We start from the raw sequence: 15,152 nt of genomic DNA on the forward strand, positions 1-15,152 counted from the left end.
GCATCCGTCACTCGTGGCTGAAGCCAGCCTCGTCGATTTCGCGGACCAGCTCTGCCGTCGTCAGAGGCAGGTTGCCGACGCGTGAGACCTGCAAGGCCGCGGCCAGCGAGCCGAGATAGGACGCCTGCCAGATGTCGGCGCCTGCGCGCAGGCCCATCGACGATGCCATGAAGAAGCTGTCGCCTGCACCGGACACGTCCTTCGGCGACGGATTGAACGCGGGCAGGCGATCCGAGGTGAAGGTGCCGTCTGCCATCGTATTGATCAGCGCACCTTCCGCGCCGAGCGTGATGACGAGGTTTTTGGTGCGGGCGCGCTCCACCAGCCGCTCGCTGATGACCGCGAGCCCCGAGATGAAATCGTTGAGTGCGACCCGCGCCTCACGCTCGGTCGGCGTCAGCAGGGTCATACCCTTGAAACGCGAGACGTCGCCCGTCTGCGACGAGACCTGGCTGTCGGCGGCCATCATCACGCCTCGGGATCGCGCCTGATCGGCAATCGCATCCACCAAATCCTGCGGCAGGCAGCCGTAGTTGAAGCAGGAGAACAACAGCAGATCGCTGGTCTTGAGCGCCCGCTCGACCGCAGCCAGCATCTGCTTCTGGATTTCCCCATCGGCCGCGTGCTGACGCAGATGATTGACCCGCAGCAGCGTCTTGTTCAGCGCGCGGAAACGCTGCTTGCGGGTCGTCGGCCGGCTCGAATCTGTGAAGTGATTGAAGTGGACGCCATGCTGCTCCAACGTATTGCGCGCGAAGCGGGCCGCCTCGTCGTCGCCGACGAGGGTGAAAAAATTGACGTCCGCGCCGAGGCCATGCGCGTGGGCCGCAACAGCGCCGGCTCCCCCGACGAAGGTGCGCGTCATCAGCGGCGTCACCACGATGGTCGGATCCTCCTGCGACATGCCGACGGCATCACAGGTGACATATTCGTCGACGATCAGATCGCCGATCACGGCCACCCGCATCCCGGCAAGCTTGCCGAGCAGGCCCTTCAGCTGCGAGATGTCGAAGCCGTGACGCTTGGGAAATTCGAGCGGCTTGCGGACCGTGGAGATGTCGACATTGGCGTCGCGCTCGAGCAGCGCGAGTGAGGTGAAACGCAATTCACCGGACGAAAACAGCAGCCGACCGCCATAAGCATCGACCGCCTCCTGCTCGGGATTGTCGCGGTCCTCGAACTCCTTGCCCTTGACAACCACCGTCGGCTGAAGCCGGCGGATGAAGGCGGTCGGGGAATCTTCCAAACGCACTACATGATGCACAAACGAGATCGAGCGCACGTTGTCGAGGCGCATATCCTGCGCCAGCGTCACGCCAGGCGTAGAATCCGGATTGACGCCCACAACGAGAACGTCGGCCTGCTCGGCGGCAAATTTCAAGAGCCGGAGATGTCCGGGATGCACGACATTGAAATTGCCGGAGACGAACGCGATCGTCTGGTCGGGGTCGCACGAAGCGCGGATCGCCTGACACACGACGTCGCCGTGCGCCGTGTCAATCGTTTGGTGCAAGGATCCTGCCTCCAGTTCACGGCCCTCGGCGCGCAGTCCATGATCCTGCTCGACTCGCGCGCGGCATAAGCGGGGAAACGAATTAGCCCAACTAGGCCCGAGAGAGAAGCGAGATCATCGAATTTTATTGCCGCTCCTGGAACCACGCCGCCGACGCCTTGTCTTTAAACACATGATATGCTTTGCGTTTCCGTGCGGCCCGATTGTCCCGAGCGACTAAGTGGAGAGCGATGCAAGCCGCAAGCCACAGCTCTTGCATGAAAGCAAATTCGTCCGCAACGGCCGAGCCTCCGACAGAGGCCTCAAGCACGTTGGCGTCCAGGGCTACGCACCACCGTTTCACGCGAGAGCTCCGGGATCCTTCTTTTTGCTGGACGCCGCGCTCTAATTGACTGGTTTTGCACTGTTTCGTCCGACCGGCCTCGGTTGATTGGAGTGGGGATATGGCCTATACAGCCCCCGAATTAGGGGTCCAGCAAAGCATTCCGAATGACAACAGGTTTGGTCGAACATACGAGCGCACAGCAGCAGCTGCGCGAGCCTGCCGACGAGTCGCCGATTGTCGTGCATTTTGGTGCAGCGAGCTCCAAGCGGGATGCTACGATCAAGGACGTGACCGACGCGCTGCGCCGTTGGCATTTGTGGATCTCGCTCGGCTGGCTCGACGTCAAGCAGCGCTATCGGCGCGCAGTGCTCGGCCCCTTCTGGATCACCATCAGCATGGCGATCCTGGTGCTGACGCTGGGCACGGTCTATGCGGGACTGTTCAAACAGGACGTGCACTCCTTCCTGCCCTACCTTGCCGGCGGCTTCATCGTCTGGAACTTCTGCACCGGCACCATCAACGAGAGCGCCACCGCTTTCTCGGGCGCAGAGGGCCTGATCAAGCAGGGCGGCATCCCGCAGCTGTTGCATATCTTGCGAACCATCTTTCGCAACTTCATCATCAACGCTCACAACGTCTCGGTGATGGTGCTGCTGTATATATGGCAGCCGTCGCTGCTGAATTGGCACCTCGTGCTCTTGATCCCGGGCCTCGCCCTGATGCTGATCAACTTCGTCTGGATCTCGCTGATCATCGGCATCCTCTGCACGCGCTTTCGCGACCTGCCGCCGATCATCGGCAATCTGCTGCAGATCCTGTTCTTCGTGACGCCGGTGATGTATCGGCCGGGTACGCTGCCCCCACGCCTTAGCTTCATCTACCAGCTGAACCCGTTCTATTATCTGATCGAAGCCGTGCGGGCGCCGATGCTCGGGCAGGCGCCACCCGCGCTCACCTACCCCGTCCTCGTGCTTTTTGCGGCAGCGGGCTCGTATTTGGCGTTCCGGTTGTTCGCAAGGACCCGTCACCGCATCGCCTATTGGCTCTGAGTTCAGGACCCTCAATGCTCCAGCCAGCAACCAGTCGTAAATCTGCGACTTCGGTGAAGTTCGATCATGTCATGATCGAATTTCCGATCTATTCCGCGCATGGGCGATCCCTCAAACGTTCCGTCCTGGAATACACGACCGGCGGCAAAATCGGTGTCGGCACCGATCACCGCGTCGTGGTGTCGGCGCTGAACGACGTCTCGTTCACTGCGGAACATGGCGAGCATATCGGACTGATCGGCCACAACGGTGCCGGCAAGTCGACCCTTCTGCGCGCAGTCGCCGGCGTCTATGAGCCGATGGCGGGGACGATCTCCGTGTGCGGCCATGTCGGATCGCTGATCGATTTGACCCTGGGCATGGACATGGAAGCCAGCGGCTATGAAAACATCCGCATTCGCTGCCTCCTGCTCGGTCTCACGCCGCAGGAAATCGACGCGCATATCGACGATATCGCCGATGTCACCGAGCTCGGCGATTTCCTGGCGATGCCGGTTCGCACTTATTCAAGCGGCATGATGCTTCGTCTTGCTTTTGCAATCTCGACATCGATCACGCCAGATATTCTGCTAATGGATGAATGGATCGGAGCAGGCGACGCATCATTCGTCAAAAAGGCGCAGGCACGCCTGGAGAGCCTGCTTGGACGCACGGGCATTCTCTTCATTGCCTCGCATTCCGAAGAGATCATCAGGGACAACTGCACCCGCGCCATGTGGTTCGAAAAGGGCGGGATCCGCAGTGATGGGAACCCGGATGACGTCTGGCGCGAATATCACAGCTGGAGCACCCGGGAACATGGATGAACCCGTCCTCGCAGCTGGGTGCAGCGAGGAACCGGTTCCCGTTGTGGTCGTATTAGAGTTTGGCTTTCAGCATCAATTGTTGCTAAGAGTGCAATTGACGAGAACCAAGCATCATTCGGCCGAATGCGCATGAATTGCTCGACCCTTCATGACCGCTCAGTGAAGACGGATGCAGCGATTTCGTGCGAATCGGGTGCGACAACGGCCTGTGACACAAGTAGCTTGGCACTTTGCGCTCAACGTACGACCCGTTGCGCACCATGACCGGCCGGCAAAAAGTCAAGCTCCTGGTCGTGGTCTGGGGTGACCGATACGTCCGGGAGTTTTCGCAAATAGCTCTGCCCGCGCTGCTGGCATCCGGAAACCTGCCGGTTCTGGCGCAAGAGACGGACCTTGAGGTCCTGATCATGACGCAGCGAGGCAGCGTGCCGTTCTTTGATCGCGAGCCGGCGTATGGCGCCTTGTGCGCGCTCTGCCCGGTGCGATTCATATTTATCGACGATCTGATCCCGGGCGGGAACTTCGGAATCACTCTTACGCTCGCTTATGCGAGAGGCATACGCGACAGCGGCGAAGACCAGACCAGCACCTACTTCATTTTCATGAACGCGGATTTCGTGGTCGCCAACGGCTCACTACGAACGCTTTACAAAAAGATCCAGGATGGCGCCGCGGTCGTGTTCGCGCCGTCCTTGCGCGTCTGTTCCGAGCCCACTGTCTCGGTTCTCCTGGACGCGGTCAGTTCCGCCACGAACCGCCTCGAAATGGGACCGCGCGAGATGGTTCGTCTTGCGCTGAACCATCTGCATCCGACCGTGATCGCCAAGACCATTACGCAAAGCCTCATTCGGTGCAACGAGTATAATCACCTCTATTGGCAGGTAGATCGCTCGACGCTCCTGGCCAGGAACTATCTGATCTTCGTGCCGATGATCAAACCCGAGCGGCCGATGCCGCCGGTGAATTCATACAGTGACTACGGCTTCGTCCCGGAGCTGGTCCCCTCCGGGCGCATGACCGTGTTGGAGGACTCGGACGATTTCTTCATGCTCGAACTGCAGCGGACGGCTCAGGAAAGCCAGCGCCTCCGCTGCGGTCGGCCCAGTCAAGCGAAGATTGCGGCGGAGCTATCGCGCTGGACCACCCGTGAGCATCGTTTCGTCGCGGAGCGCGACTTCGTCTTTCACTCCGGCGAGCTTCCGGCCAATCTTCCGGAGGTTCGCGCTCAGGCCGTTGCCTATATGAAGGCACTGTGTACGCTAATGTCGCCGCGGCCGGTCAGTCACCTTGATCATCCCTATTGGACCGTCTGGTTCAACGCCTGGCTCAAAGCGCGGCCGCCCACGCAACGAGTTATCGCCGAACTCGGCGGACTTCCCCAGGACCAGCTCCAATCGCTTGCGCCGAAGTCCGAGGAAGCCGCCAAGGCCGAGCCTTCCAATACATTTCAGTCCAGTTTGATCGACCGGTTGCGCCGACATTTCGGGAAAGCTTCGAAGGTTCCGATCTGGCGACACAATTGGCTGGATATTCGTCTTGTCCTCAACTGGCTGGATGGCCTTGGCGAGCGGCGCCAACGCAGCTGCCTGATGCTGTACAATACGGGAAGTTTCCTGGCGCGACCGGATCCGCAGCTGGCGTCATTCAATCATGCGGAGCTCGATACCTTCCTCGACCTGCAGGCTCGAGGCCAAGGATCTTCTTCTGCGCGATATGGCAACGTCCTGCTTCATGTCGTGGATAGCAGCCTCCGCTCGGTCCGAACCATCTTCGAGCAGATCTCGTCGCGGTTCGACGAGGACGTCGAAATTGCGATCTATGCCGAGAACTGGAACCTCGGATCGACGTCCCACGATCTCTCAGGGGAGCTGCCAATCATCATTCAGGATTTTCTTCCCGGCGAATGGCTAGACTTCGAAGTCACCGCAACCTTCGCCGGTGGGCGGATAAAGCGATGGTTGCGTCGGGTGGAAGTGCGCCTGCTCGATCGCTTGGTCAGCACAAATGCGAAGAGAGCTTTGGTTCTCCCGTTTCTCGCTGGCCTGCTTTCGATCGTGTGGGGATTGACCGCGATCAATAACTGGCGGCTGAGACGCAAGCTTTCGGCCTGTCCAGAGTACTGCAGCAGTTTTCTTGTCCGCTTGCGGCGCGGCACCAGTCCGAGAACGACTAGCTCTTGCGCGTCCCCGCAATCCGCCGCAATCCGCCACCAAGCTTTCGCGGAATTGCCTTCACCACGCGCCAACGCTGCGCAGACGGCCCCTTGATCATAATGATGAGGGCCTGCTGAGCAAGGCGTCCTGCATCCAGCATTGCGCGCTGGCAGGACTCACAGAAGCTGATCCGCGCAATCGTCCATTTCGCAGCCTTGCGGCCTTGGCTGACAACGCCGTACCAGTACAGACGCCGCAGCTCTTCGGCGCGGCACTTGCGGAGTATCATTGATACGAACGCTGCGCTCTCTCTGCGGCGTAAGGCCCAATCCGCCCCCAGTTGATTGACGCCAGGAATCAGGATCTCCCGTTCAAGGTTGCGCCGGTTGTGGGGCGGGTTCTCAAGATAGAAATCCATGTAGCGCTTCAAATCGCCGCGTCGGGCCATGGTGCCAACGAAGTGATCGGGGTCACTGAGTTCGCAGGCGAACACCTCGCGGCTGTCCTTGCACAAATAGATTTCCCGGGACGAAAAACCGAGATTGGCCACCAGATCGTCATCGGTGGTCGAGTTGAAGGAGACCGAGGGCCGGTTGGGATAGACCACAATCGGATAGACCTGACAGCAACGCGCGATGACGCCTTCATCACCCACCCGCCAATAAAGGTGCGCCGGATGGAATGAGCCGCCCTGCTCGCCCTCCACGAAATGCATCGCGAGCAATGGGTGGATATGCTTGAGCCACAGCGCAGACAGTTCAGTGGCGCCGACGCTGATCGCACCGTCGCTGGTGCGAAACTTTGCGAGCGCCTCACCTATATCGGCCTTGACCGCACGTGGTCCGGGCACCTCGATGACCCGTTTTCCCGCCGCCAGGATCTTCTCGAACGCAACAACCGAACCGTCTGCGATGAGGTGATCGGCGTTGAGCAGGACAGCCGCGGCGCCAAGCCGAAAGGCCGCCTCCAATCCCTTCATGTAGCAGAGGCTGTTGATCCGGTATTTGTCCTGACCGATCCAGTCGTCGACGAACTGGAACTCGACGTCGATATACCCAGTCAGCTTCTGGAATACGGGCGAGTCCAGAAAGCGCTGATGGTCCGCATGTTTTGTGAAGATCAGATATCGATGGCACCTGTCGCGCAACGCCGGGATGTTACCTGGCGCCAACTGGGCCGGAACGCAATAGTCAACGAAGGTACGGACGTAACTCTCGCCCCATACGGGAACTACAAACAGCAGCGGTATCATGTCGATCTTCCTCAACTAGGGCACGCAAAACCGGGATTCTCAACGCGCCAAGTCAGGGGACGGCGGAGCGAGCGTGGTCCTGAGGCAGCAAGCCTATCTCGCTCTTTTGGCCGAAATAGGCGAGCAATTCCCGCGAAAGATAGGCCGAACCAGCAGCACTGAGATGGTGGGAATCCCGATACAGGAACTGCCCATCTTTCGTCGCATAGCAAAAATGTTCATCACAAACTTGGGGTGCCGGGTCGTATACAGCGATCTTGTCCCTGTACGCGTCCAGAAGCTCGTCCTCATACAGTTTGAACTCTTGAACTCTCTTCCGATACTCCTCGGATTCAATTCCGCATACGCTTCTTCTTTGGCCTACGAGAATTCTCGGGATACATTCGGACAACTTGAAACCCAGTTCGGGTACATCCTTTATAATGATGATCTTCTTATTCAGCTTCAATAGAGCATCAACAGTCGCTTTGAAAGCCTGCTGGTAAATCGTACGCCCGTCGGTGGCGTTAGAGTTGGAAAGCGCCATCCCCCACGGCTGAGCGCGGTCGCCAAGAACAATTCCCGTTACGTAAAAGATAACGTAATTCGAAATGATCACGTACTCGACGGAGTCCTTGGAGATCACGTCTCGGAATACATTCTCGGTGTGCGGAGCGCAGTTACCCTTGCCAAGACCGTTAGCCCACACGTCCAGCCCCAACAAGGATGGACACCCTGCCATGGACGCGTTCACCACCCGATCGTGAAAAACCCTTCTCAAACCTGGCTCCCACTGGCCGGCGTGACTGTCGCCGAGGATCACGATCTTTGGGGCAGCGTAGAGGGCCTTATCTTCCCTCCAATCTTGAGCGGCTTCCAGCGCCAGGGCTTCGCGAGGCAAACGCTGCGGCAACCCGGTCGAGGCGGCCGCGATCCCGATGCATCCCAACAGAGCCATCGCCGTGATGAGCCCTACGACTTTCGTCAATACGCGTTTCTTGCCGTATCGTAACGGAGTTTCAACGACCCGGTACGTGAGCCAAGCCGCGGGAAAGCTGATGACCACAATCACAAGCATGTAGGGCGCACTCAGATTATCACCGAACAGAATATGCGCATATGCCATCAAAGGAAAATGCCATAGATAGAGCGGATAACTGATCAGTCCCAGGAGCACAGCCAGAGGCGTTGAGAGCGCACGATGGACGACGGTTTCACTGCATCCAACCAGGGCGGCGGTGGCCAGCACGGGCAACAGTGTGAACCAACCAGGATCGCGAAAAGACGGACTGTAGATCCAAAAACTTCCGGCGATGATCAGCGCTGCGACAATCGAGATCGCGGCGCTTGTCCTCGTGTTTGGCCGACCCAGGAAATTGCCGCCGTGCCATAGCGCGAGGGCAGATCCTACCAATAGCTCCCATGCCCGCGTGCCTGGGAGATAAAAAGCGTACTGTGGAGCCGCCTCTCCGACCAGCAGACATGCCACGAATGAGGCCAGGGCCAACGCCAGCGCGACATGCAAGGCGCTCAGGCGCCATCTGTAGACCAGCAGCAGTATCAACGGCCATACAACGTAATACTGCTCCTCAATCCCAAGCGACCAGAGATGCAGGAGTGGCTTCAGGTTAGCCGCAACATCGAAATAGCCGATCTGTCCGAGCAACACGAAATTCTGTGCGAACAGAGCGCCTCCGGCAATATTACTACCTAACGATTGCATCTCATGCGTCGGCAAAACGAACCACCCGATCGCAAAGGTGGCGGAGACGACGAGGATCAAGGCAGGAAAAATGCGCCGAACACGGCGAACATAGAACTCTGCGACGCTAAAGCGTCCCTCGGAGAGGGCGCGGTGAACGATCCCGGTGATCAGGTATCCTGAGATCACAAAGAAGATGTCGACGCCGAAAAACCCACCAGGAATAAGCGATGGCACCGCGTGGTAGAAAACCACGGCAAGAACCGCGACGGCGCGCAGCCCGTCGATGTCCGTCCGATATTTGACTTCCAATGCAAGCCCCCCGTTTCGGCACGAAAATCGCATACTCTCCGTATCGACGCAACCTCTGCGTTTACCTATTGGCTTACACTTGGAAATCGAACGCGACTTGCCGGAGTTCCAGGCTCATTTCGGTCGCCCACCGCCTCTAGCGCTGTAAGGCCGGCGCCCGACGAGAGCCACCAGCACCGCCCGGTAGAATTGCTCGCGACGCAAGCCGAGCCTACTCCAGTCAAGCGTTCAGGATCGAGTGCACGAGCCTCAAGCCGCTCAGCCAACACGACCGCAAGAGCGCATCATCGCGCGGAGCTGCCGCGCCAATGCCGCAACCGCGATCCGGGATGACGCGTCTCCGCAATCCGCGAACGGCCGCAACGTAGATTGATCGGCAGGAGATGCGCTCAGGATGGCATCAGGGAAGACACACCGCATCAGGGCGACTGTTGCCGCGCGACCACGCCTAGCAAAAAGCGGCTCGGAACTACCGCATGTGTTGATCGTCGCGCACCTCAAGTGGTAATGGGACATTTGTTTCGGTGAAACATCCAGACACAGAATGCCACCGCTTCTCCGCCACCGTTCCGATTTTCGGAAGAATGCTTTCGAGGAAGGCACATGCTAACGCGCCCAATCTCCGAAGGCAATTTGCTGACGGAGCATAATGTTCACCAGAATTACAGACCTGATGTTGATGGACTGCGCGCGATCGCCATCCTCGGAGTCCTCGGGTATCACGCCTTCCCGGGCGAGGTTCCCGGCGGTTTCCTAGGTGTGGATGTCTTTTTCGTCATTTCCGGCTATCTGATATCGACGATTATTTTCCGGAGCCTGGAGCAGAAGAAGTTCTCGTTTGCGGAGTTCTACGCTCATCGGATTCGGCGGATTTTTCCTGCCCTGATCCTCGTACTCATCGTTTCGCTTCTGATCGCCCGAAACGTAATGCTGCCAAACGAGTTCGCCGTGTTCGGCCGCCACGCCGCTGCGGGCGCCGGATTCGTTGAAAATTTCGTTTTGTGGCGCGAGTCAAGCTATTTCGACGTTGCGACTACGTTGAAGCCGCTTATGCACCTTTGGTCACTCGCTATTGAGGAACAGTTCTACCTCGTCTTTCCGATCATCAGCTGGCTCGCATGGAGGACGCGACTCAAATGGCCACTCCTCGTTGCGGCGATCGGTCTGATTTCTTTCTTGGTTTATGTGTTCAGCTCTCCTATCTCAGCGTTCTTCTCTCCACTTAGCCGAGCTTGGGAGCTTATGCTTGGCGCCGCCTGCGCATGCTTGGCGCCGAAAATCTTGGCTCCCAAGTCGGCTGGCCGCAGCTTTTACGGATCCAGTTTTAGTATTTTGGGGCTATTTCTGATTGGGTTGAGCTTTTTCGGATCGCTAACGACCTCGCTTTTTGCTCGTCCTGTCCTTATCAACGTGATGGCCACCCTCGGAACCGCACTACTGATACTGTCTGGCCCGGCAGCTTCGTTGAATCGCCTCCTATTATCTACCCGTCCGTTCGTCTTTGTGGGGCTGATCAGCTATCCCTTATACCTCTGGCATTGGCCGATATTCTCGTTTTGGACCATCATCGAGGGTAAGTCGATCGACCTTACTTCCCGCGTCCTAGCAGTCAGCTTAAGTCTCGCGCTTGCATGGCTCACGTTTCAGTTCGTCGAATATCCCATTCGTACGAACAAGCGCGCTAAGTTCCGATTGGCAACCGGGCTTGCAGGTTTCATGGCCTTAGCAGTCGCGCTGGGCTTAACGGCTGGGCATTGGGGGAGGCACTACGATGCGAACATTCAAAAGATAATCGATGCTTGGGACTTCGCTGGTTACCCCGAACCTCCAGGTGCATTTCACGACCCGAAGTACAATTTCGTCTCATGGAGGGCGAATACGGAGAACGAGATCTTACTCATTGGTGATAGCCACGCAGAGCAGTATATCAACGCGATCGTCGCAAGCTTGAACAGCTCTGCTGATCGGCCCTCCCCGCAACTCATGTTCTATTCTGTAATGTCAAGGTTCGGCATACCGCAGGACCTTCTCAACAAGATTGCAAATGACCAGGCAATCACACGCGTCGTGGTCAGCTATTTCTGGTCGATCAAATACGGCAGCCCGAAAATTGACTACGAGATTCGCTGTTGTGGAACCGGACTGTTTCAAACAGTCGGGACCAAGGGTGGCTCTTCGCCCTCTGAGAATGAGATGCGATCGCTCGACGCGGAGCTAGAGCAGCTTCTGACGGCTCTGCGCCGAGACGGAAGAGAAGTCGACGTCATTCTCGACAACCCCTTTGGCAGCGATTTAGCGCCACGGTCGCTGGTTCGGCGCAATATTTTGTCCGGGATTCAGATCAACGCGGGTGTCGCTCTGTCACGCGCCGAGGCGATCGAGAGGACGGAACCCTATCGTTCGCGCGTCAGGGAGATTGCGACGAGGGTCGGCGCGAGGGTGATCGATCCAATGGACTCGTTGTGCAATGATACAGGTTGTCCTGCCATCACGTCCGATGGCTTCCCTGTCCTAAAAGACTATGACCACTTGTCGCTTAGTACGCTGATCCACCACGTAGGGTATTTGAACTTTCTTCGCTAGTCCGACTCGCTCCCCCAATTGCCACGTCCGCGAGGCCGTCCTAGATTCGTGGCGGCCGCCTGGTTTAGTTGTTGACCCGGTCTCGAAAAGGCGTGTGCCCCCGAAACAGTGAGGCGCAAGCAGTCCGACCGCTTGTCTTGGCTGGATGGCTTCGACCATCACGCCTCTTGTATCCGCGCTGTCGAGACTGTCAGCGCTGCTGACACTATGTTGGCCGGGTTTGCAGTGTTGCTCGATCGACACGTCGATCCAAAAACCGCCGCCTCGTGTTTGATCCTGGACTAGCTGTGATGGTAAGGAGCAGAAGGTCGAGACATTTTTGGAAATGGAATGCCTTCCTTTCGCCAAAGCCGCATCGAGTCCGTCCAAATACTGCGCGCCGTCGCAGCCTTCGAGGTGACGCTGGCCCACCTGAGCGCCTCGTTCTCGATGATGGGCCTCAACCCGATTCCCGGATTCATCTTGGGCAATGCTGGCGTCGACCTTTTTTTCGTCATCTCCGGCTTCATCATGGTCTACGCGTCGGAAGGCCTATTCGGCTCGCCAGGAGCTTCCGGCAAATTCATGCTTCGACGGGTTGCGAGAATTGCTCCGCTTTATTGGGCGGCAACCGCATTCCAATGCTCGATCTACTTTTACTATGGCGGCCCGGGCCTGGAGTCGATCCAACCGGTATGGCGGAATTTGCTTGCATCGCTCTTTTTTCTCCCCATCCCGCGAGAAACAGGTCAGGTCAGCCCGATCTTGATTCCGGGATGGACGCTGAATTACGAGATGTTTTTTTATCTCATCTTTGCCTCCCTCCTTTGGCTAACGCAGCGCCTCAATGTGGTTCTCGCCCTAAGTGCAGCTTTGATCGGCTTGGTCACGTTAAGTGAGCTCATTGGGTCATTTACGAATTCCTTTTTCTGGATTCGATACTTGGCGTCGCCCATTATCTTGGAATTCATCTTCGGGGCTTGGATAGCACTGGCCTTTCGCTCAGGCATAACTCTCCGACTCAGGTACGCAATTCCAATCGCTCTACTGGGAATCGGATTGATCTGCTGGACAGAAAGCCCTAGTCCGCGCGATCGAGTTCTCACATGGGGTATCGGCAGCGCTCTGCTCTTTGTCGCCGTCGTGCTCTGTGACTGGTCAAATCGAATTTCGCCTCGCAACGTCTTTGTCCAACTTGGCGAAGCGTCGTATTCGATGTACATCGCACATTGGCTCGTCCTTACGGAGCCGCCCGACATCCTCGTCAGAACCTTTGGTCCCGCTGACCACCGGCTCATCTACTCTATTCTCATCCTGAGCGAGGTCATCGCAGTATCGATAATTAGCCATCGTGTCGTTGAGAAGCCGCTCACATCTTTTCTGCAAAACTGCATCGACAGATTGTACAGAACGAGAGAGGCCCGAGCTTCAGCGGGCGCTGCGATGACCCTATCGATTCCAAGCAAAAGCACAAATTGAAGACGAACTTCTTCCGCCTATGGCGACGGAGGGTGATCGGCTCTCCAGACCCGTGTGGCAACGTCACATCGCAAGCAAAAATCGGTTTGCCACACGTCCCCAATAGCTCGTGGACTTCGGAGCTTGCCGTGCCCGGCGCTCTTGCCGTCAATGTCAGTTTACGGCGACCGCGACAGCCGCTCGCAAGTTCCGGGCGACATCCAGCAGGCCTACTTAGCGCAGCGTTCCGACCACCTCGTGATCGCTCAATGCACATGCGCGTTAAAACGCCCTCCGCTCCAGCCACTCGCCCCAAACAATCGGAACTCGGCGCGGTCTATCCCAAGATTTCTCCCGAGCAGCCGTCGAGAATAACGCGTAAGTTCGCCGCTGGCGCGGATGATCTTGATGTTAATGTCTTGACAGCCCAATATCCTTGCTCGGTGGCAGTCCGCCTGGAAGCGGCGCTAGCGGGACCACACTGGCGCTGTAAAGACCGAATTAACGTCGTCGTCACAATCCTTACGCTGAGCATCGGCCGGGGTCCAACGGCAATGGGTCAGGGTTCGAGCCAGGGCTCGCAGTCGAGACGTTGAGTATTGCAGGGGCGAAGATGAGCCACAAACCGGGACTGCTTGGCGCGCAGGACAACTCTCTGGACGGCGATGACGGTTTGTACGTCGTTCCATCGATGGCCGCTGCTCCGGAGAACACCCTTCCGTCGACCCCGGTCGTCATCCCTGACGAGGCGATCGAAGCCCAGGCTGCGGTCAGCGCCTCGAGCTCGAGTTCGGGCGGCATCAGTTCTGTGGTGTCAGAAACGTCCGGCGGCCTTACGATCAATCTCATCTTCGATGCGGCCGCCTTGGCCGCGCCCGCCAGCTTCCGGGCCGGCATCCAGCAGGCGGCGGCACTGCTGAGCGCAGCGATTTCCGACCATATCACCCTGAACTTCAATATTGACTACAGCGGCACGGGTGGCGGAGCGGCCGCTGCACCTGACAATGGTCAATGGATGAGTTATTCGGCTGTCAGGGCCGACCTCGTGAACAATGCAAGCGCGAGTGACGCGACTTTCATCGCGTTGCCGACCGGATCGACAATCCAGGGTCAGTCCAGCGTCGCAGTCTGGAATGCCCAGCTGAAGCTCTGGGGTTTGTTGGGTGCCAATGACACCAGCACGGACGATGGCAGCGCCACCTTCGCGACTGATATCAATCCGAATTTGCTGGTCGGAGTCGCACTTCACGAACTGACGCACGCGATGGGCCGTGTGCCCTATGGACCGCAACCGGATATTTTCGACTTTTATCGTTTTACCAGCCCGGGCGCCCGACTGTTCACGGGCGGCAGCACCGCGTTAGCGGCATACTTCTCGTTGAACGGCGGATCCACGAAGATCGCGGACTACGGCCAGTCTTCCGACGCCAGCGATTTCCTTAATAGCGGCGTGCAGGGCGCGAACGACCCGTTCAACGAATATTACACCGGCAATACCCTGCAGCAGCTGACCTCGGTTGATCTCCAGCAGCTCGATGCGCTCGGGTTTCACCTGACCGCCAACACGTTCAGCACCATTGAGGCGCTGGGGTCCACCAGCCTCGTTCAGGTCGGCTATCACTACTTCCTCAACTCCGTCGCGAGTGGCAGCGGACCGGAATTGACGTACCAGGGCGCGCCGGTCACACTTGGCGAATTCGGCGCCTGGACGCCGATCGGGGCCGAAGCGGTATCCGGCGGCTACGATGTCGCCTGGAAGAACACCTCCTCCGGCCTTTACATCATCTGGAATGTCGACGGCAGCGGCAACTACGTCAAGGACATCATCAACGGCGTATCTGCAACCAACGCCGTCTTGGAGTCCTACGAGACGACTTTTCACCAGGATCTCAACAGCGACGGCACGATCGGGCTCGTAGGCAGCACGATCGAGGGACTTGGTACGACGAGCCTAATGCAGGTCGGTGTCAACTACCTACTCAATTCGAGCGCCGGCGGTACCGGTCCTGAACTGGCGTACCAGGGTGCACCGGTCACATCA

Annotated in this window: 9 protein-coding genes; 6 read left to right on the forward strand and 3 right to left on the reverse strand. The window is 58.1% G+C overall.

Translation table 11 applies throughout. The features are described 5' to 3' along the window. Nucleotides 1–7: 7 nt before the first annotated feature. Nucleotides 8–1,513 (reverse strand): PfkB family carbohydrate kinase, encoded by a 1,506-nt coding sequence (locus BRAS3843_RS20770; RefSeq protein WP_008970992.1) that lies wholly within the window; start codon nt 1,511–1,513, stop codon nt 8–10. Between the two features lie 489 nt (nt 1,514–2,002). Between BRAS3843_RS20770 and BRAS3843_RS20780 the strand changes: the two genes are divergently transcribed. The 3 genes from BRAS3843_RS20780 to BRAS3843_RS20790 all read left to right on the forward strand — a co-directional run bounded on the left by BRAS3843_RS20780 (nt 2,003) and on the right by BRAS3843_RS20790 (nt 5,960). Next, nucleotides 2,003–2,887: an ABC transporter permease gene (locus BRAS3843_RS20780; protein ID WP_008970995.1), complete on the forward strand. Its 885-nt coding sequence runs from the start codon at nt 2,003–2,005 to the stop codon at nt 2,885–2,887. Nucleotides 2,888–2,958: 71 nt separating this feature from the next. Continuing rightward, nucleotides 2,959–3,693, forward strand: a complete 735-nt coding sequence (locus tag BRAS3843_RS20785) for an ABC transporter ATP-binding protein (protein WP_035982345.1) — start codon at nt 2,959–2,961, stop codon at nt 3,691–3,693. 260 nt (nt 3,694–3,953) lie between these two features. Continuing rightward, a complete protein-coding gene (locus BRAS3843_RS20790) occupies nt 3,954–5,960 on the forward strand; it encodes a hypothetical protein (RefSeq protein ID WP_008970997.1) in 2,007 nt (668 codons plus the stop codon). On the opposite strand, the gene BRAS3843_RS20795 is transcribed toward BRAS3843_RS20790, so the two are convergent. Further along, on the reverse strand, nt 5,863–7,098 hold the full coding sequence (locus tag BRAS3843_RS20795; RefSeq protein ID WP_008970998.1) for a hypothetical protein: 1,236 nt from the start codon (nt 7,096–7,098) through the stop codon (nt 5,863–5,865). The two genes, BRAS3843_RS20790 and BRAS3843_RS20795, sit on opposite strands and share 98 nt — an antisense overlap. A 52-nt stretch (nt 7,099–7,150) precedes the next feature. After that, nucleotides 7,151–9,091, reverse strand: a complete 1,941-nt coding sequence (locus BRAS3843_RS38975) for an acyltransferase family protein (protein WP_008970999.1) — start codon at nt 9,089–9,091, stop codon at nt 7,151–7,153. A gap of 603 nt (nt 9,092–9,694) precedes the next feature. On the opposite strand from BRAS3843_RS38975, the gene BRAS3843_RS20805 reads away from it, so the two are divergent. The 3 genes from BRAS3843_RS20805 to BRAS3843_RS20815 form a co-directional block, all read left to right on the forward strand. Beyond that, nucleotides 9,695–11,674, forward strand: coding sequence for an acyltransferase family protein (locus tag BRAS3843_RS20805; protein ID WP_008971000.1), 1,980 nt, complete (start codon nt 9,695–9,697; stop codon nt 11,672–11,674). 330 nt (nt 11,675–12,004) lie between these two features. Next, the gene (locus BRAS3843_RS20810; protein ID WP_008971001.1) at nt 12,005–13,132 is read left to right on the forward strand and encodes an acyltransferase; all 1,128 of its coding nucleotides are present in this window, start codon (nt 12,005–12,007) and stop codon (nt 13,130–13,132) included. Nucleotides 13,133–13,724: 592 nt separating this feature from the next. Further along, the coding region (locus BRAS3843_RS20815; protein ID WP_244425426.1) for an NF038122 family metalloprotease at nt 13,725–15,152 on the forward strand (1,428 nt) is incomplete at its 3' end.

The sequence above is a fragment of the Bradyrhizobium sp. STM 3843 genome (assembly GCF_000239815.1).
Taxonomy (GTDB): Bacteria; Pseudomonadota; Alphaproteobacteria; order Rhizobiales; family Xanthobacteraceae; genus Bradyrhizobium.